This is a genomic window from Streptomyces davaonensis JCM 4913 (assembly GCF_000349325.1).
Classification (GTDB): domain Bacteria; phylum Actinomycetota; class Actinomycetes; order Streptomycetales; family Streptomycetaceae; genus Streptomyces; species Streptomyces davaonensis.
This window is the reverse complement of the sequence record NC_020504.1, coordinates 7,476,025-7,494,505: the sequence shown is the minus strand read 5'-3', so window position 1 is coordinate 7,494,505 and position 18,481 is coordinate 7,476,025. Positions and strand designations below refer to the sequence as shown.

The window sequence follows — 18,481 nt, the reverse complement described above, 5'->3', positions numbered from 1 at the left end:
GGGGGCACTTTAGGACGGAAGTCAAACGTCCGGAAGGGCGCATAGAGGGGCAGAAGGATGCTTCTCCGTGCTTGGCCGGAGATCGACGGGCAATTCCTGAACTTCCACTACGCTCTGGCTGATTTGTTGTGCACGTCGCCATTCCGGGGGGAAACATGGCTCGTGATCGCAAACCGTCCCGCCACCGCGCCCGCGTTCTCGCGGCGTCCGTGGCAGCGCTGACCGTCGGGGGAACCGCGCTGGCCGAGACTCCGGCCGCCGCGGCGAGCCGGCCCAAGGGGCATGACGTCTCGTCCCACCAGAAGAACGTCGACTGGCAGCGCGCGAAGTCCAAGGGCGCCAGGTTCGTCTACGTCAAGGCGACCGAATCCCACACCTACCGCAACCCGTACTTCAACCAGCAGTACAACGGCTCCCGCGGGGCGGGCCTGATCCGCGGGGCGTACCACTTCGCCCTGCCGAACAAGTCGTCGGGGAAGACCCAGGCCGCGCACTTCGTACGCAACGGCGGCGGCTGGACGGCGGACGGCTGGACGCTGCCGCCCGCGCTGGACATCGAGTACAACCCGTACGACAAGGACCACAAGTGCTACGGCCTGACCCGGTCGAAGATGGTCAGCTGGATCAAGGCGTTCAGCGGCGAGGTCAAGCGGCTGACCGGCCGTCGGCCGGTGATCTACACGACCGCCCACTGGTGGAACACCTGCACGGGCGGCAGCCGGGCCTTCGCCGCGAATCACGCGCTGTGGGTGGCCCGCTACAACTCCACCAGCGCGGGCACGCTGCCGGCCGGCTGGTCGATGTGGACCTTCTGGCAGTACGACAACGGCGGCAGCCTGCCGGGTGACCAGAATCTCTTCAACGGGTCCCTGAGCCAGCTCAGGAAGTTCGCCCGGGGCTCCTGACCCTTGGGGCGACTAGGGGGCGCGGAGTCGCGCGGGGCCGCACAATCCAAACGGAAGGCCGAAACTCACCTTCGGACACCGTGCGGCCCGCCCCAGTTCACCTTCCGTTCATCCAGGTTACCTACGTTCGTCCGGCCAATGACTTCGAAAGATTGCCTGGGTAAATGGAAAGCTTCTCGCTGATCCTCGCGATTGTGGTGGTAACCGCACTCGCGTTCGATTTCACGAACGGTTTCCACGACACCGCCAACGCGATGGCCACCACCATCTCGACCGGTGCGCTCAAGCCCAAGGTCGCGGTGGCCATGTCCGCCACGCTGAACCTTGTCGGCGCCTTCCTCTCCGTGGAGGTCGCCAACACGATCTCCAAAGGTCTCGTCGACGAGACCGGCATCCGTCCCGAGGTCATATTCGCCGCCCTGGTCGGCGCGATCCTCTGGAACCTGGTGACCTGGCTGGTGGGCCTGCCCTCCAGTTCCTCGCACGCCCTCATGGGCGGTCTGATCGGCGCCACCATCGCGTCGGCGGGCGTCGGCGCGGTCCACGGTGACGTGCTCGTCACCAAGGTCCTGATCCCGGCCATCGCCGCCCCGCTGGTCGCGGGCATCGCGGCGATGCTGGCGACGAAGCTGATGTACTCGCTCGGCAAGAAGGCCGAGGGCAGCAAGTCCTCCGAGAAGGGCTACCGCGCCGGGCAGATCGCCTCCGCCGGTCTGGTCTCCCTCGCCCACGGCACCAACGACGCCCAGAAGACGATGGGCATCATCACCCTCGCCCTGGTCGCCGGCGGCACCCTCGCCCCCGACTCCGATCCGCCCATGTGGGTCATCCTCTCCGCGGGCCTCGCCATCGCGCTCGGTACGTACCTCGGCGGCTGGCGGATCATCCGCACCATGGGCAAGGGCCTCACCGACCTCCAGCCGCAGCAGGGCTTCGCCGCCCAGACCAGCGCGGCGACGGTCATCCTGGCCTCCTCCCACCTCGGCTTCTCCCTCTCCACCACGCACTCCGTCTCCGGCTCGGTGATGGGCGCGGGGCTCGGGCGCAAGGGTGGTGTCGTGCGCTGGTCGACGGCCACGCGGATGTTCGTCGCGTGGGGTCTGACCCTTCCCGCGGCAGCGCTGGTCGCTGCGATCGCGGAGTGGGTCACGGGCTTCGGCAGCTGGGGTACCGGCCTTGTCGCGGTGTTCCTGGTCGCCTCCAGTGCGGCGATCTGGAAGATCTCGCGTCGTGAGGTCGTCGACCACACGAACGTCAACGGGACCGAGGAGCCCGCGGGTGTCGTGACTACGGCGATGGCCGCGGTCACCCCGCCGCCGACGGGCCCGGTGGCCGAGGACCTCGCGGCGACGATCCCGGCCCCCGCGGGCGAGCCGGCTCCGTCGCAGGCCACCGTCTGACCCCCCACGCAGCGAAGGAAACATCACCATGAAGATCGACTGGGCGGCCCTCGGCTCCGTCTTCGGCGTCAGCCTCGTGGTCACCGTGGCCCTCGTGGCCCTCTTCACCCTCGGCATCTCGGGCCTCGCCCGCCGCGAGCGGGCGGCGGAGCAGGGCGGCACCGCGACAGCGGCGGTCACGGGCGCGTACGCGTGCTTCGCGGCGTGCGCTGCGGCGGTGGGGTACGGGATCTATCTGATCGTGGCCTGACGCCTCTCGGCACGGACTCGCGCCCTGTTCCGGGATCCCCTAGCGGGGGTCTGCGGCACAGGGCGCTTTCGCGTACGCCGCGGGTGGGAGGTCCTCCCTGAGGGCGCGCGGGTCGTAGTCGCCGAGCGAACCGCACAGGGTCTTGACGAGGGAGCCCTCATCCAGCGGGATCGTCCCGATCCCCCAGTCCGTGCCGTAGTGAAGGACGTTGTCGGCGATGCGCCAGGCGCCGTCCGACCAAAGGGTGCCCAGAGAACCGATGGGCTCCTCCCCATGCTCGGACCAGAGCTCGGCATCGGAAGCACCGTGGCCAAACCCCGATGCCAGCACGATCCGCCCGTCACTGCCGTAGGCACCGATCATGGTGTTGCCTCGGGCGGGTAGCTGGTGATCTCTTTCTCCCGTGGCGGGGTTCACCACAACCGTCTCGTCGCGGAGCATCACCGCCAAGCGCTCGCCGTCGTCCCGGAAACGCATCCCCAGTCGCTGAAAATCGTCCGGGAGGAGCCCCAGGCGCCGTGTCGTGGCGTGCCCGCTCTCATCCTCCGGGTCCCAGAAGGTGACCGTCCCATCCCGTCTGAGAACCCAGGCCGTTCCGTTCTTCGGCGAGACCTCGACCGCCAGGCAGTGAGCCTGGCTCTTCACTCGCGGATCACCGCAGTCGGGCGCGTGCGCGGAGGTGAGGCCGCCGTCCGCGCCGAGCCGCTGAACACCACCTGCGCCAAGCATGAGGAAGTCATCGCTTCCCAAGGCACGGATGTCCCGCACGAGAGGATCCCCCGTGGGGCTTGGTCCACCGTCCGGGGCTTTCCTCACCAGACGCAGCCCAGTGGTACCTACCTCGTAGAGCGCCCACCCCATGTCCCCCCAGGCAACAAGCGCGCGACCACTTCTGCTGAAGACGGCAGAGTCGGGGGACTGCATACCAAACTCACCCCAATCGGCGCGCAGTTCCCGCCATCGATTCCCGCCGCGCACCGAGAGCACAAGGCGGCCCTCCAGCAGTGCTGACGCATCGACGGTTCCGACCACGGCCAACTCCTGGCCGGACGGAGCGAACGCGGCCGACTCTTTCCAGTCCTGCATCGGCACGTGCCGTACCGGATCCAACCGGAAGGTCACCAGATCCCGGTTGCACAGGACATGCAGGACCGGGCCCCTTCCAGTCGGCGACGTGATGAGGTCGAGAGGGTTGTCGGGGCATTCCTCCCGGATGTCCGCGTAGGCCAAGGGGCGAGAGGTCACGTAGTCCGCACCCGTTTCGACGTCATGCCAGAGGATGTCACCCGTCGCATCATTGGTGACGAAGCGGCCGGTCACCTCCGAGACCGTCTGCGAGCCGTATCTCCCCCCTACCGCAAGCCGCTTGCCGGTCGCCGGATCCTGATAGCTTCCGTCGAACTCTCGCTCCCCCACTACCCCGAGAGTCCGGCCTCCGGCCCCGATCAACATGGCGTCGAGGGGGTCCTTCCTCCATTGCTGCGCACCGGAGTCCAGCGCGTGGGCACGCACCGTCTCGGGATCCCTGACGTCACCCGTTGACGCTTCCTCGCCCAGGAGGATCAGTGGCGTGTTCTTCTCCGGTGCACCTGTGAGAGCGGCTTGCGTCAGGCAGGCCCCTGCTCGAAGCAGACCCGGCGGAGCACCCTTCGTGTGTCCCCGGTCCGTGTCGCGGAGGTACAGCCGCACTCGGTCCTGAAGTGTGCCCGTCAGGCACGGCCCGGATTCGGCTCCGTCCTTGCTCGCCACATGCAGCACGATCCGGCCGTCCGCCGAGAAGTCCAGGGCGAGGCTCTCTCCTTCAACCGGATCGTCACGCCTGGACCACTCGTCCACCGTCCCGCCGTCGGCCGACCGCCACACCTTGCCCTGCCCCTCGGGACCCGCTGCCACCACCCGAGCCCCGTCATCGCTCACCGCCACAGAGTCGGCCCCCTCGGGCACACCGTCCAGGTCGTGCTTCTCTGGCTTCCCGACGGCGAGCCCGGTGATCACATCACCACGTACCCCGCCCTGATCATCCTCCGTCAGCACCGCCACCCGGCTCCCGTCCGCCGAGGCGGCCAGGGCGGTGACTCGCCCTCCCAGGAACCCCTCCACGACGCTCTGTGCCATGGCCATGCCCGGATACACCTCCAACAGCGCCCTGTACGTCTCCTCGGTCGGCTCCGTCCGATGCGCCAACACGGCAAGCGCGGCCCCCTCGACCGGATCACTGGTGAACCGGTCCGTCGCCAGGGTCGCCAGTTCGTTCGCCGCCGCCTCCCTGTCCCTCCGATCCGCGTCCCGGCCCGCCTGCGTGACGAAGTAGGTCAGTGTCGCCGCGAGCACGGCCAGCGCCGCCACCAGCGCCACCCCCGTACGCCCCCGCCGCACCGATCGCCGTTGGTAAGCCTTGCTGCTGCGGATGAACTCGTTTTCCGACACGGACAGTTCAGTGGGCCGCAGTGCAGCCGTCGTCCGCGCCGTCACCAACTCCTGCCCGCGCAGCAGCAGATCGTCATGACGTCTGCTGTCTTCCCATTCCCTCAGACGGCTCCGCAACTTCTCGTGCCACGTCAAGAACACCCGCGACTCGTCCAACCACCGCCGCAGCGTCGGCCATTGCCGCACCAGCGCCTCATGCGCCAGCGCCACCGTCTCCCGCCCCGAACTGTCCCTGGAGATCACCAACAGTCGAGTGCCCGCCAACGCCTGTGCCGCAGTGCGGAGTTCCGGTGGGAGTTGGTCGAAGGCACGCGCCACCCGTGCGTACTCCTTGCCCCGCACCGGACGGGCCAGCCGCTCGAACAGCCGCCGGGCCGTTGCCTCGTCCGGACCGTCCGGGGGCTTGCACACCTGGGCCAACTGTTGGTCGGCGTAGCGGGACAATGCGCCCTCCACTCCGCCGATCTCCCGGTACGCCGCATGCGTCAGGCGGCCGTGCTCTCTGCGGTCCCAGAGTTCGGCCAGGGTGAACTCAACCAGGGGCAGGGCTCCTGGCTCGCCGCCCGCCTCCGCCACCAGCAGTTCGGGCAGGCCCGGTTCGAACTCCATCCCGGGGATCGCGTCGATCGGGCGGCGGACCACCTCGTCCAGTTGGGACGGGGTCATCGGCGCGACCATCTGGACCGTGCCGCTCAGTGCCTCCGCCCGGCCGCCGGTGACCAACTCCTCCAGGGAGGCCGAGCGCAGGGTCGCGAGGACGCGTAGGCGGCGGCCTTCCGGGTGGGCCGCCCTGGCCATCGGCAGCAGTACGTCCAGCAGCGCTCTCGCGTCCGCCGGGCGTGCTCCTACCGTCTCCTCGAACTGGTCCAGCAGGATGACGTGGCCCGCCGGGCCCGACTCCTCCAGGATGCGGGCGCCGAGCAGCGTCGCCGCCGAGCCGTCCTGGCCCAGGGTGCGCGCCAGCTCCCGTACCGGAGGGAACTGCCCTCCCAGCGCCTCCGCCAGCGTCCTGACCGGGTCCGTGTCCGGCTGGCCCGCGAAGTCCGTCACCGTGTGGCCCGCCGAGCGCAGCAACGGAAGTACTCCCGCTCGTACCAGCGACGACTTGCCTACGCCCGACGCTCCCGCCACCGGGACGAAAGGGTGCTCGCGCAGTGCCGCTGCGATGCGTTCGCTGTCCGATCTGCGGGCGAAGAAGAGCGTTGCGTCCTGTTCGCGGAAGGGTTCCAGGCCGCGGAAGGGGGACGGGCGTAATCCCGGCTCCAGGCCCAACAGGAGCGCGGCCGGGATCAGGTACGCCGTGCTCGCACCTGTTCCTGTGTCCGCCGCCACCGTCATGCCCACGACGCCGGACTGTTCCGTGTCCCACACCGGGCCGCCGCTGAAGCCCCGGCCGATCGTCCGGCCCCGCGGCTCCATCGATGTCCAGCCCTTGCCCACCGGCGCCCGCAACCGGCCGTCCACCCACACGCCGTGGTCGTCGGTGAGGAGGGGGAAGCCGAGGACGCGGAAGGGGTGGTCCCAGACCGCTGTGCCGCCCGCGAAGCGGACAGGTGTGGTGCCGGGGACCACTAGCGACAGCCTGAGCAGCGCCATGTCGCCGCCGCCGTCCCCCGCCACCGGGCGCCAGTGCGTCACCGTCGCCGAGAGGCGGGCGGAGGGCGGGGTCAGCAGCGGGAAGTCGACGGTCACCGGGGCGGCGGGGGCCCCGGAGTCGGTCTCGGGCACCCCCAACGCGTTCGCCACCACATGGGCACACGTGCACAGCGTGCCCTCCGCGATCAGGAAGCCGCTGCCCGTGACCTGGCCGTCGTGACTCCAGAACCGGGCGATTCCGCGCGCGAGTTCGTCGTCAGGCGTGGGCGTCGGCATCGCGCTGCCCCGGAAGCGCCGGATCGTTCGCCCAGTTCATCGTCACCGTGAAGTGGGCCTCCGTGGAGCCACGCGCGACCACCACGCCCGCCTCCGCGCTCAGCGTGATGCCGAACTCGACCGTGACCGTTCCGGGTGGTCTGGGCAGTCCCCGCGTGCTCTCCAGGACCGCGCCCAGCGCGGGACGCACTCGGGCGAGCGCCTGCTGGAGGGTTTCCGCCGCCCCTGCGACCACGCCGCCGCGCGACACGCGCTGCACTCCGGCCGGCCCCTCGCCCTTCACCTCCAGCAGCACGATCTGCCCGTCGTCCAGCATCATTTCGCCCACGTACGCCACGGACCCGGCCCTCCCCCTCGGCTGTGCTCGGTCGGTCCCCGTATTCCAAGGCGTCACGCAGCGCAGCCGCAAGGTGCTCCCGAGTAGTCACCTCGTGTGGGTGACCCCGTGGGCCAAACCCGTCCCGCCGGACCCGATGTGGGCCTCAGCACACTCTCCCCTCGCAGGTCAACGGCAAGTTGACGGCCCTTCCGGGGCCGTGGTGGACTTCCGGAGCCAATTACGGCGGCAGGAGAGGAAGCCGGTGCGAGTCCGGCGCGGTCCCGCCACTGTCACCGGGGTAGGAACCCCCGGGAGCCAGGAACTCTCACCGCCGGTCTCGTCGTACCAGGGCGTGGACACCCTGAGTGAGGACATATCGCGATGCTCGCCTGCCGATCGACATCCAGCACCAGACCCGTTACTGACTCCGCGATCGGCTGAGCCGATGCGGGCCGATCGCGTCTTCGCGTACGGCGCCGCCGCCGGCCTCCTGGGTGACCTGCTCCTCGGCGATCCGCGCCGTGGGCATCCGGTCGCCGTGTTCGGGCGGGCCGCGGGCGCCGTGGAACGGCTGTTGTGGCGTGACGACCGGGGCCGGGGCGCGCTGCACGCCGGTGTGTGCGCCGGTGGTGCCGTTGCCCTGGGGGCGCTCGCCTCTCTTGCGGTACGCCGGTCCCCCGCCGCTTCCGTCGCGTTGACGGGCGTCGCCACCTGGGCCGTGGTCGGGGGGACTTCGCTGGCGCGCGAGGCCCGGGTGATCGGGCGGGCGCTGGAGGCGGGGGACGTCGAGGCGGCTCGGGCGCGGCTGCCGCATCTGTGCGGGCGGGACCCGCAGGCGCTGGACGCCGACGGGATCGCGCGGGCGGTCGTGGAGTCCGTCGCCGAGAACACCTCCGATGCGGTGGTGGGGGCGCTGGTTTGGGGGGCCTTGGGTGGAGTGCCCGGGCTGGTCGGGTTCCGGGCCGTCAACACTCTTGATGCCATGGTCGGTCACAAGTCGGCCCGTTATCGGCGGTACGGGTGGGCCTCGGCCCGGCTCGACGACGTCGCCGGGTGGCCGGGGGCACGGCTGACGGCCGTACTCGCCGCCGTCGCCGGGGGGAATGCCCGAGGTGCGGTACGCGCCTGGCGCACCGACGCGGTGAAGCACCCGAGCCCCAACGCCGGGCCGGTGGAGGCGTCGTTCGCGGGGGCGCTGGGGGTGCGGCTCGGCGGGACCTTGTCGTACGGCGGACGCATCGAGCATCGGCCGGTGCTGAACGGGGAGGGGCGTGCTGTGGACGTCGGGGACATCGAGCGGGCCGTACGGCTGTCTCGGCGGGTCGGTTGGCTGGCGCTCGGGGTGAGTGCCGTCGCGCGCGGCCTCGTGAAGGGAGCGCGATCATGACCGGCGGGGGACTGTTGGTCGCCGGGACCACCTCCGATGCCGGGAAGAGTGTCGTCACCGCCGGGATCTGTCGGTGGCTGGTGCGGCAGGGCGTGAAAGTCGCGCCGTTCAAGGCGCAGAACATGTCCCTCAATTCGTTCGTCACGCGCGAAGGCGCCGAGATCGGGCGGGCGCAGGCCATGCAGGCGCAGGCCTGCCGGGTCGAGCCGACCGCGCTGATGAACCCCGTGCTGCTCAAGCCCGGTGGGGACCAGAGCAGTCAGGTCGTGCTCATGGGAAAGCCCGTGGGTGAGATGAGTGCGCGCGGGTATCACGGCGGGCGGCAGCAGCGGCTGCTCGGGACCGTGCTCGACTGTCTCGCGGAGTTGCGGGGCACTTATGACGCGGTGATCTGTGAGGGGGCGGGCAGTCCGGCCGAGATCAATCTGCGGCGGACCGACATCGTCAACATGGGGATCGCCCGGAATGCCGGGTTGCCCGTGGTGGTGGTCGGGGACATCGACCGTGGGGGTGTGTTCGCCTCCTTCTTCGGGACCGTCGCGCTGCTGTCGCCCGAGGATCAGCAGCTCGTCGCCGGGTTCCTCGTCAACAAGTTCCGTGGCGATGTCTCGCTGCTGGAGCCGGGGCTCGACATGCTGCACGGGCTCACCGGGCGGCACACCTACGGCGTGCTGCCCTTCCGGCACGGGCTCGGGATCGACGAGGAGGACGGGCTGCGGGTGTCCCTGCGCGGCACCGTCCGGGAGTCCGTCGTCGCGCCGCCGGTCGGCGCGGACGTGCTGCGGGTCGCCGTCTGTGCGATCCCGCTGATGTCCAACTTCACCGACGTCGACGCGCTCGCCGCCGAACCGGGCGTCGTCGTGCGGTTCGTGGACCGGCCGGAGGAACTGGCCGACGCCGATCTCGTGGTCATCCCGGGCACCCGCGGCACCGTGCGGGCGCTGGAGTGGCTGCGGGAGCGCGGGCTCGCGGAGGCGATCCGGCGGCGGGCCGCCGAACAGCGGCCCGTGCTCGGCATCTGCGGTGGCTTCCAGATCCTCGGCGAGCACATCGAGGACGAGGTGGAGAGCCGCAGGGGCTCGGTGGACGGGCTCGGACTGCTGCCCGTACGGGTGCGGTTCGCGCGCGAGAAGACCCTCACCCGGCCGGTGGGGGAAGCCCTCGGAGAGCCGGTCGAGGGGTACGAGATCCATCACGGGGTCGCTGAAGTCGAGGGCGGTGAGCCGTTCCTGGACGGGTGCCGGGTCGGGCAGACCTGGGGCACCCACTGGCACGGCTCGCTGGAGTCGGACGGCTTCCGGCGCGCCTTCCTGCGCGAGGTGGCGGCCGCCGCGGGCCGCCGTTTCGTGCCGGCCGCCGACACCTCCTTCGCCGCGCTGCGCGAGGAGCAGCTCGACCGGCTCGGCGATCTGATCGAACAGCACGCGGACACCGACGCGCTCTGGCGGCTCATCGAGTCGGGCGCGCCACAAGGACTGCCTTTCATTCCACCGGGAGCGCCCGCATGAGCACAGTGTTGTTGTTGTCGACCGCCGACACGGATCTGCTGGCGGCCAGGGCCGCGTCCGGCGCCTCCTACCGGATCGGCAACCCGACCCGCGTGGACGTCGCCCAGGAGCTCCCCGGCCTGATCGAGGGCGCCGACATCGCCGTCGTACGGCTGCTCGGCGGCAAGCGGGCCTGGGAGGACGGGCTCGCCGCGCTGAAGGCGTCCGGTGTCCCGACCGTGCTGCTGGGCGGGGAGTCCGTGCCGGACGCGGAGTTGATGGCGGAGTCCTCGGTGCCTGCCGGTGTCGTTGCCGAGGCGCTGCGGTACCTCGTCGAGGGCGGGCCCGCCAACCTCACCGAGCTCGCCCGGTTTCTCTCCGACACCGTGCTGCTCACGGGCGAGGGCTTCGTCGAGCCGCAGAAGATGCCGGAGTACGGCGTCCATGGCGAGCGTGCCTTCACCGAAGGCCGCCCCACGGTCGGCGTGCTCTTCTACCGGGCCCATGAGATGAGCGGCAACACCGCCTTCGTGGACACCCTGTGCGACGCCGTCGAGGCGCGGGGCGCCAACGCCCTTCCCGTGTACTGCGGTTCACTGCGCGGCGCCGACGCGGGGCTGTACGAGATCCTCGGCAGGGCCGATGCGCTGGTCGCCACGGTGCTCGCCGCGGGCGGCACGCATGCCTCGCAGGCGTCGGCGGGCGGCGACGAGGAGGCGTGGGACATCGGGGCCCTCGCGGAGCTCAACATCCCTGTGCTGCAAGGGCTTTGCCTGACCTCCTCGCGCGCGGCCTGGGCCGATTCCGACGCCGCCCTCTCCCCCATGGACGCGGCGATGCAGGTCGCGATCCCGGAGTTCGACGGCCGTCTGATCACCGTGCCGTTCTCCTTCAAGGAGCAGGGCCCGGACGAGGTGCCGGTGTACGTCGCCGACCCGGAGCGGGCCGCCCGGGTCGCCGGGATCGCCGTACGGCACGCGCGGTTGAAGCACAAGCCGAACGCCGAGAAGAAGCTGGCCCTCGTCTTCACCGCCTACCCGACGAAGCACTCGCGCGTCGGCAACGCGGTCGGTCTGGACACGCCCGCGTCGGCGGTGCGCGTGCTGGACACGCTCCGGGACGCCGGTTACGCACTCACCGAATACCCCTCCGGTGGCGATGAGTTGATCCATCGGCTCATCGAGGCGGGCGGTCATGACGTCGAGTGGCTGACCGAGGACCAGCTCGCCGCCGCGCCCGCGCGGGTGCCGCTCGCCGACTACCGGGCCTGGTTCGACCAGCTCGACGACGAGCTGCGCGACGCCATGCTGGAGGCGTGGGGCGAGCCGCCGGGGTCGCTGTACGTCGACGGGGACGACATCGTGCTCGCCTCCCTCCAGTTCGGCAATGTCGTCGTGATGATCCAGCCGCCGCGCGGCTTCGGGGAGAACCCGATCGCGATCTACCACGACCCGGACATGCCGCCGTCCCACCACTACATGGCCGCCTACCGCTGGCTGGACAACAGCTTCGGCGCCGACGCGATCGTGCACATGGGCAAGCACGGCACGATGGAGTGGCTGCCCGGCAAGGGACTCGGGCTCAGCGGTGGCTGCGCGCCGGACGCGGTGCTCGGTGAACTCCCGCTGATCTACCCCTTCATCGTCAACGACCCCGGCGAGGGCACCCAGGCCAAGCGGCGCGGACACGCCACGGTCGTCGACCACCTGGTCCCGCCGATGGCGCGTGCCGACACCTACGGCGACCTGGCCAAGCTGGAGCAGCTGCTCGACGAGTACGCGCTCGTCTCCGACCTCGACCCGGCGAAGGCGCCGGCCGTGCGGGCGCAGATCTGGACGCTGGTGAAGGCGGCCGAGCTCCACCACGACCTGCATGTGGACGAGCAGCCGGACGACGAGGCGTTCGACGAGTTCGTCATGCACATCGACGGCTATCTGTGCGAGATCAAGGACGTGCAGATCCGCGACGGGCTGCACATCCTCGGCGGCGGTCCGGTCGGTGAGCCGCGGGTGAACCTGGTGCTCGCCGTGTTGCGGGCCGCGCAGGTGTGGGGCGGACAGGCGAACGCCCTGCCGGGGCTCCGGTCGGCGTTCGCGGCCCATTTCGGGCTCAGCGAGAAGGAGTTGCTGGCCGAGCCGGGCACGCCGGTGAAGGTGCCGGTCGAGCTGACCGACCTCGTCGCGGGTCCGTCGCGGACGGCCGCGGACGCGATCGACCTCCTGGAGCAGCTGTGCCGTCGGGTCGCCGAGGGCATGGAGGAGCGGGACTGGCGGCCCGCCGCCGTACCGGCGCTCGTGCGTGAGGTCATCGGCACCGAACTGCCCGACGCCGTGGCGGTGTTGGAGTTCGCCTGCGACGAGGTCGTGCCGCGGCTGGCGCGGACGACGGACGAGATCGGGCACATCCTGCGGGCCCTGGACGGCGGTTACGTCCCGGCGGGGCCGTCCGGATCGCCGACGCGCGGTCTGGTCAACGTCTTGCCGACCGGCCGGAACTTCTACTCCGTCGACCCCAAGGCCATTCCGTCCCGGCTGAGTTGGGAGGTCGGCCAGTCCCTCGCGGACTCGCTGGTCGCCCGGTACCTCCAGGACACCGGCGAGTACCCGAAGTCCGTGGGTCTCACGGTCTGGGGCACCTCGGCGATGCGCACCCAGGGCGACGACATCGCGGAGATCCTGGCACTGCTGGGCTGCCGTCCGGTGTGGGACGAGGCCTCGCGTCGGGTGACCGGATTCGAGGTGGTAGCTCTGGCGGAGCTGGGGCGCCCGCGCATCGACGTCACCGTCCGGATCTCCGGGTTCTTCCGGGACGCGTTCCCGCATGTGGTCGGGCTGATCGACGACGCGGTGCGGGCGGTGGCGGAGCTGGACGAGCCCGCCTCGCAGAACTTCGTCAAGGCGCACGCCGACGAGGACACCGCCGAGCACGGGGACCGCCGACGGGCCACGGCACGCGTCTTCGGCTCCAAGCCGGGGGCGTACGGCGCGGGTCTGCTGCCGCTGATCGACGCGCGGAACTGGCGCTCCGACGCCGACCTCGCCGAGGTGTACGCCGTGTGGGGCGGGTACGCCTACGGGCGCGGGCTCGACGGGCGGGCGGCGCGCGGGGACATGGAGACGGCGTTCCGGCGGATCAACGTCGCAGCGAAGAACGTCGACACCCGCGAGCACGATCTCGTCGACGCCGACGACTACTTCCAGTACCACGGCGGCATGGTCGCCATGGTGCGCCATCTGACGGGCGCGTCGCCCGAGGCGTACGTCGGTGACTCCGCCACCCCCGACCAGGTGAAGACCCGGACGCTGGGCGAGGAGACGCATCGCGTGTTCCGGGCCCGGGTGGTCAACCCGCGCTGGATGGCGGCGATGCGCCGGCACGGCTACAAGGGCGCCTTCGAGATGGCGGCGACCGTGGACTACCTCTTCGGCTACGACGCCACGGCGGGCGTGGTCGACGACTGGATGTACGAGAAGCTCAGCGCCGAGTACGTCTTCGATCCGGAGAACCGGGACTTCATGAAGGAGTCCAACCCCTGGGCGCTGCGCGGGATCACCGAGCGGCTGCTGGAGGCGGCGGAGCGCGGTCTGTGGGCCGAGCCGGACGCGGACACGCTGGAGCGGCTGCGGGCGACCTATCTGGAGCTGGAAGGCGACTTGGAGGACGACCAGTGACCACCCCCTTCCCCTTCACGGCCGTGGTCGGCCAGGACGACCTGCGGCTGGCGCTGCTGCTGAACGCGGTCTCGCCCGCGGTGGGCGGTGTGCTGGTGCGTGGCGAGAAGGGCACCGCCAAGTCGACCGCCGTACGCGCCCTTTCGGCGCTGCTGCCGGAGGTGGACGTCGTCCCCGGGTGCCGGTTCTCGTGCGATCCGGCCAAGCCGGACCCGGCGTGCCCGGACGGGCCGCACGAGGCCGGTCCCTCCGGGGCGCGGCCCTCCCGGATGGTCGAACTCCCCGTCGGCGCCTCCGAGGACCGGCTGGTCGGGGCGCTCGACATCGAGCGGGCGCTCGCCGAGGGTGTCAAGGCGTTCGAGCCGGGGCTGCTCGCCGACGCGCATCGCGGGATCCTCTACGTCGACGAAGTGAACCTGCTGCACGACCACCTGGTCGATCTGCTGCTGGACGCGGCCGCGATGGGCGCGTCCTACGTCGAGCGCGAGGGCGTCTCCGTGCGGCACGCCTCGAAGTTCCTCCTCGTCGGGACGATGAACCCCGAAGAGGGCGAGCTGCGCCCGCAGTTGCTCGACCGGTTCGGACTGACCGTCGAGGTGGCCGCCTCGCGGGAGCCCGACCAGCGGGTGGAGGTCGTCCGGCGGCGGCTCGCCTACGACGACGATCCGTCCGGGTTCGCGGCCCGTTGGGCGGACGAGGAGGCGACGGTACGGCAACGGATCGTCGCCGCACGAGAGTTGTTGCCGTCGGTGCGGCTCGGGGACGGGGCGCTGCGGCAGATCGCGGCGACCTGTTCCGCGTTCGAGGTGGACGGCATGCGCGCCGACATCGTGATGGCCCGTACCGCGACCGCGCTGGCCGCCTGGGCAGGGCGTACCGAGGTGCTGGCGGAGGACGTTCGGCAGGCCGCGCTGCTCGCGCTGCCGCACCGGCGGCGGCGCAATCCCTTCGACGCGCCCGGACTTGACGAGGACAAGCTGGACCAGACCCTGGAGGAGTTCTCCGGGGACGACGATCCCGACCCCGGTCCGGACGGGCCCGGTGGTGGCGGGGGTGGGGCGCCCGAGCCCGACTCCGGTCCGCAGGGCGGGGACGCCGGTGCGCGGCCCGAGGAGGGCGAGGACGGGCAGCCGCAGCCGTCCGGTGCGGGCTCGGGCGAGCAGTCCGCCGTACGTGCCGCCGAGCCGTTCCGCACCAAGGTGCTGAGCGTGCCGGGGATCGGTGAGGGTGCCGCGGGGCGGCGTTCGCGGGCGCGGACCGAGCACGGTCGGACCACGGGGGCGCGGCGGCCTCGGGGGGCGCTGACCAAGCTGCACTTGGCCGCGACCGTGCAGGCTGCGGCGCCGCATCAGCGGGCGCGGGGGCGGTCGGGTCCAGGGCTTGTCGTGCGGCGGGACGATCTGCGGCAGGCGGCCCGGGAAGGGCGTGAGGGCAACCTCGTGCTCTTCGTGGTCGACGCCTCCGGGTCCATGGCCGCGCGGCAGCGGATGAGTGCCGTGAAGGGGGCCGTGCTGTCGCTGCTGCTGGACGCGTATCAGCGGCGGGACAAGGTGGGGCTCGTGACGTTTCGCGGGGCGGCGGCCGAGGTGGCGCTGCCGCCTACGTCGTCCGTGGACGCGGCCGCGGTGCGGTTGGAGTCGTTGCCCACGGGTGGGCGTACGCCGCTTGCCGCCGGGCTGCTCAAGGCGCATGACGTGTTGCGGGTGGAGCGGCTTCGGGATCCGGCGCGGCGAGCGCTTGTCGTGGTGGTGACCGATGGGCGGGCCACCGGTGGGCCCGAGCCGGTCGCCCTGGCCGGGCGGGCTGCTCGGCTGTTCGCGGCCGAGGGGGTCGCGTCGGTTGTCGTCGACTGTGAGTCCGGGCCGGTGCGGCTGGGGCTCGCTGGGCAGTTGGCCGGTGAGCTCGGGGGTACGGCCGTGACGCTCGACGAGTTGCGGGCCGACTCGATCGCCGGGCTTGTGAAGGACGTACAGAGGAGGGCCGCGTAATGCCTCAGGGACAGCCGAGTGTGATTCCGGACGACGGGCTGACTACTCGTCAGCGGCGTAATCGGCCGTTGGTTGTTGTGCATACGGGTGTGGGCAAGGGGAAGTCGACCGCTGCTTTCGGGCTCGCTCTTCGGGCCTGGAATCAGGGGTGGCCCATCGGGGTGTTCCAGTTCGTCAAGTCGGCGAAGTGGAAGGTCGGCGAGGAGAACGCGCTGCGGGTGCTGGGGGCGTCCGGGGAGGGCGGGTCCGTCGACTGGCACAAGATGGGTGAGGGCTGGTCGTGGGTGCAGCGCGATCAGCAGATGGACAACGAGGAGAAGGCCCGGGAGGGCTGGGAGCAGGTCAAGCGGGACCTTGCCGCGGAGACGTACCGGCTGTATGTGCTCGACGAGTTCGCGTACCCCATGCACTGGGGGTGGGTCGACACCGATGAGGTGATCTCCGTGCTGCGGGACCGTCCGGGGACGCAGCATGTCGTGATCACCGGGCGGAACGCGCCCGAGAAGCTTGTCGACCTCGCGGATCTCGTGACCGACATGTCCAAGGTGAAGCATCCGATGGACGCGGGTCAGAAGGGGCAGAGGGGCATCGAGTGGTGATGTCCTCGTCCGTTCCTCGGCTGGTCGTCGCCGCGCCCTCCTCGGGGAGCGGGAAGACGACTGTCGCGACCGGGTTGATGGCCGCGTTCGCCGCGCGGGGGCTTGCCGTGTCTCCGCACAAGGTGGGGCCGGACTACATCGATCCCGGGTATCACGCGCTCGCGAGTGGGCGGGTGGGGCGGAACCTCGATGCGTATCTGTGCGGGCCCGAGTTGGTGGGGCCGTTGTTCCTGCACGGTGCGCGCGGGTGCGATGTCGCTGTCGTCGAGGGTGTGATGGGGCTGTACGACGGGGCCGCGGGGGAGGGTGAACTGGCGTCCACCGCGCAGGTGGCGAAGGTGTTGCGGGCGCCGGTGGTGCTGGTGGTGGACGCGTCGTCGCAGTCTCGGTCGGTGGCGGCGCTGGTGCATGGGTTTGTCTCGTGGGATCCGGAGGTTCGGGTCGGTGGGGTGATTCTGAACAAGGTCGCCTCGGATCGGCATGAGTCGTTGCTGCGGGAGGCGTTGGAGTCGGTCGGGGTGCCGGTGTTGGGGGTGTTGCGGCGGGCTGTTCAGGTGGATACGCCTTCTCGGCATCTGGGGTTGGTGCCGGTTGCGGAGCGGCGGTCTGCGGCTGTTTCGGCGGTGGCTGCGATGGGGGCGCAGGTCGCCGACGGTTGTGATCTGGAGGGGTTGCTGGCGCTGGCGCGTAGTGCTGGGCCGTTGCCGTGTGCGCCTTGGTCGCCGGGCGACGCCTTGGCTTCTTCGCCCCCGCCGCCCCTACCCGTCCCGTACCCGGGGGCTGCCGCCCCCGGACCCCCGCTGTCGGCCCTGAACGGGCCTCGTCCTCAAACGCCGGACGGGCTGGTAGTTGCCGTTGCCGGTGGATCAGCGTTCACGTTCTCGTATGCGGAGCACGCTGAGCTGCTTGCCGCCGCCGGTGCTGAAGTCGTCCCCTTCGATCCCCTTCGCGACGAACAACTTCCCGATGGCACACAGGGGTTGGTGATCGGGGGCGGGTTTCCTGAGGTGTATGCCTCTGAGCTGTCCGCCAACGAGACCCTGCGCAAGGCCGTTGCCGAGCTTGCTCTCGGTGGGGCTCCCGTTGCCGCTGAGTGTGCCGGGCTGCTTTATCTCTGCCGTGAGCTTGACGGGCTGCCCATGTGTGGCGTGCTCGATGCGACCGCGCGGATGTCCGAGCGGCTCACCCTCGGGTATCGGGATGCCGTGGCCGTTGAGGACAGTTCGCTGGCCGTCGCGGGCCTGCGCATGCGGGGGCATGAGTTTCATCGGACCGTCGTGGAGCCCGGGGCGGGGGCGGCTCCCGCTTGGGGGGTGCGTACACCTCACCGGCGTGTCGAAGGTTTTGTACAGCGTGGTGTGCACGCGAGTTATCTGCACACGCACTGGGCCTCCCGGCCCGGTGTCGCCCGTCGGTTCGTGGAGAGGTGCCGGACGTCATGAGCAGCAGCAGGTTGATCGGCGTCGGGGTGGGTCCCGGGGATCCGGAGCTGGTGACCGTCAAGGGTGTGCGCGCTCTCCAGGGCGCCGATGTCGTCGTCGTGCCCGTCATGGACACCGGGGAGCGGGGGCGGGCCGAGGCGACCGTTCTGCACTATGTCCCGGAGGACAAGGTCGTACGGGTGGTGTTCGCCCTCAACGAGCGGAGCGACCGGCAGCGGCGTGAGGACGCCTGGGACGCCGCCGGCACCCGTGTCGCCGAGCTGCTCCGGGAGCACTCCGTCGTCGCCTTCGCCACCATCGGCGATCCGAATGTGTACTCCACCTTCACCTATCTCGCCCAGACCATCGGGGAGGTGGTGCCCGGCACTCTCGTCGAGACCGTCCCGGGCATCACCGCCATGCAGGATCTCGCCGCCCGTTCCGGCGCCGTGCTGACCGAGGGCACCGAGCCGCTCACCCTCGTGCCCGTCACCGCCGGGGCCGCCGTGCTCAAGGACGCCCTCGCCGGGCCCGGGACCGTCGTCGCCTACAAGTTCGGGCGGCAGGCCGCCGAGGTCGCCGAGGCGCTGCGGGAGACCGGGCGGATCGGGGACGCCGTGTGGGGTGCCGCGCTCGGGCTGCCCGAGGAGTCCATCCGGCCCGCCGACGAGCTGGACGGGGCGCCGCTGCCGTATCTCTCCACGCTCATCGCGCCCGCCCGGCGTGACGGCGGGCGGGGTGGGAAGTTGTGAGCC

General features: G+C 70.8%; 12 protein-coding genes and 1 riboswitch. Of the genes, 10 read left to right on the top strand and 2 right to left on the bottom strand.

Annotated elements, in window-relative coordinates:
- Positions 1 to 155 precede the first annotated feature (155 nt).
- The 3 genes from BN159_RS33085 to BN159_RS33075 all read left to right on the top strand — a co-directional run bounded on the left by BN159_RS33085 (position 156) and on the right by BN159_RS33075 (position 2,555).
- On the top strand, positions 156 to 905 hold the full coding sequence (locus tag BN159_RS33085; protein WP_015661391.1) for a lysozyme: 750 nt from the start codon (positions 156 to 158) through the stop codon (positions 903 to 905).
- Positions 906 to 1,069: 164 nt separating this feature from the next.
- Positions 1,070 to 2,305, top strand: a complete 1,236-nt coding sequence (locus BN159_RS33080) for an inorganic phosphate transporter (RefSeq protein ID WP_015661390.1) — start codon at positions 1,070 to 1,072, stop codon at positions 2,303 to 2,305.
- A 28-nt stretch (positions 2,306 to 2,333) separates the two neighbouring features.
- Positions 2,334 to 2,555, top strand: coding sequence for a hypothetical protein (locus BN159_RS33075; protein ID WP_015661389.1), 222 nt, complete (start codon positions 2,334 to 2,336; stop codon positions 2,553 to 2,555).
- Positions 2,556 to 2,594: 39 nt separating this feature from the next.
- Here BN159_RS33075 and BN159_RS33070 read toward each other — a convergent pair whose 3' ends face one another.
- Both BN159_RS33070 and BN159_RS33065 read right to left on the bottom strand, forming a co-directional pair.
- Positions 2,595 to 6,854 carry a serine protease gene (locus BN159_RS33070; protein ID WP_015661388.1) on the bottom strand — a complete coding sequence of 1,420 codons (4,260 nt, stop codon included), beginning with the start codon at positions 6,852 to 6,854 and terminating at the stop codon, positions 2,595 to 2,597.
- Entirely contained in the window at positions 6,835 to 7,191 is a 357-nt protein-coding gene (locus BN159_RS33065; RefSeq protein ID WP_015661387.1) for a CU044_2847 family protein, read from the bottom strand. The genes BN159_RS33070 and BN159_RS33065 overlap by 20 nt, the downstream gene beginning before the upstream one ends.
- A 186-nt stretch (positions 7,192 to 7,377) precedes the next feature.
- A riboswitch (cobalamin riboswitch) is annotated at positions 7,378 to 7,517 on the top strand.
- Positions 7,518 to 7,618: 101 nt separating this feature from the next.
- Between BN159_RS33065 and BN159_RS33060 the strand changes: the two genes are divergently transcribed.
- From BN159_RS33060 to cobI, 7 genes are read left to right on the top strand one after another with little or no spacing between them, the layout of a single operon-like run.
- Positions 7,619 to 8,560: a cobalamin biosynthesis protein gene (locus tag BN159_RS33060; RefSeq protein ID WP_015661386.1), complete on the top strand. Its 942-nt coding sequence runs from the start codon at positions 7,619 to 7,621 to the stop codon at positions 8,558 to 8,560.
- Positions 8,557 to 10,068: a cobyric acid synthase gene (locus BN159_RS33055; protein ID WP_015661385.1), complete on the top strand. Its 1,512-nt coding sequence runs from the start codon at positions 8,557 to 8,559 to the stop codon at positions 10,066 to 10,068. Before BN159_RS33060 ends, BN159_RS33055 begins: the two co-directional genes overlap by 4 nt.
- Entirely contained in the window at positions 10,065 to 13,718 is a 3,654-nt protein-coding gene (gene cobN, locus BN159_RS33050) for a cobaltochelatase subunit CobN (protein WP_015661384.1), read from the top strand. The genes BN159_RS33055 and cobN overlap by 4 nt, the downstream gene beginning before the upstream one ends.
- Entirely contained in the window at positions 13,715 to 15,706 is a 1,992-nt protein-coding gene (locus tag BN159_RS33045) for a putative cobaltochelatase (protein WP_015661383.1), read from the top strand. The genes cobN and BN159_RS33045 overlap by 4 nt, the downstream gene beginning before the upstream one ends.
- The gene (gene cobO, locus BN159_RS33040) at positions 15,706 to 16,305 is read left to right on the top strand and encodes a cob(I)yrinic acid a,c-diamide adenosyltransferase (protein WP_015661382.1); all 600 of its coding nucleotides are present in this window, start codon (positions 15,706 to 15,708) and stop codon (positions 16,303 to 16,305) included. Before BN159_RS33045 ends, cobO begins: the two co-directional genes overlap by 1 nt.
- Positions 16,305 to 17,747, top strand: a complete 1,443-nt coding sequence (locus BN159_RS33035) for a cobyrinate a,c-diamide synthase (RefSeq protein ID WP_041822082.1) — start codon at positions 16,305 to 16,307, stop codon at positions 17,745 to 17,747. Before cobO ends, BN159_RS33035 begins: the two co-directional genes overlap by 1 nt.
- On the top strand, positions 17,732 to 18,478 hold the full coding sequence (gene cobI, locus BN159_RS33030; protein ID WP_041820176.1) for a precorrin-2 C(20)-methyltransferase: 747 nt from the start codon (positions 17,732 to 17,734) through the stop codon (positions 18,476 to 18,478). The genes BN159_RS33035 and cobI overlap by 16 nt, the downstream gene beginning before the upstream one ends.
- Positions 18,479 to 18,481 lie beyond the last annotated feature (3 nt).

Excerpts from the sequence above, each read along its gene's own strand:
- BN159_RS33075 (WP_015661389.1), top strand. The coding sequence starts at position 2,334 with ATGAAGATCGACTGGGCGGCCCTCGGCTCCGTCTTCGGCGTCAGCCTC.
- BN159_RS33070 (WP_015661388.1), bottom strand. The coding sequence starts at position 6,854 with ATGCCGACGCCCACGCCTGACGACGAACTCGCGCGCGGAATCGCCCGG.
- cobN (WP_015661384.1), top strand. The coding sequence starts at position 10,065 with ATGAGCACAGTGTTGTTGTTGTCGACCGCCGACACGGATCTGCTGGCG.
- BN159_RS33080 (WP_015661390.1), top strand. The coding sequence starts at position 1,070 with ATGGAAAGCTTCTCGCTGATCCTCGCGATTGTGGTGGTAACCGCACTC.
- BN159_RS33035 (WP_041822082.1), top strand. The coding sequence starts at position 16,305 with ATGTCCTCGTCCGTTCCTCGGCTGGTCGTCGCCGCGCCCTCCTCGGGG.
- BN159_RS33055 (WP_015661385.1), top strand. The coding sequence starts at position 8,557 with ATGACCGGCGGGGGACTGTTGGTCGCCGGGACCACCTCCGATGCCGGG.
- cobO (WP_015661382.1), top strand. The coding sequence starts at position 15,706 with ATGCCTCAGGGACAGCCGAGTGTGATTCCGGACGACGGGCTGACTACT.
- BN159_RS33060 (WP_015661386.1), top strand. The coding sequence starts at position 7,619 with ATGCGGGCCGATCGCGTCTTCGCGTACGGCGCCGCCGCCGGCCTCCTG.
- BN159_RS33085 (WP_015661391.1), top strand. The coding sequence starts at position 156 with ATGGCTCGTGATCGCAAACCGTCCCGCCACCGCGCCCGCGTTCTCGCG.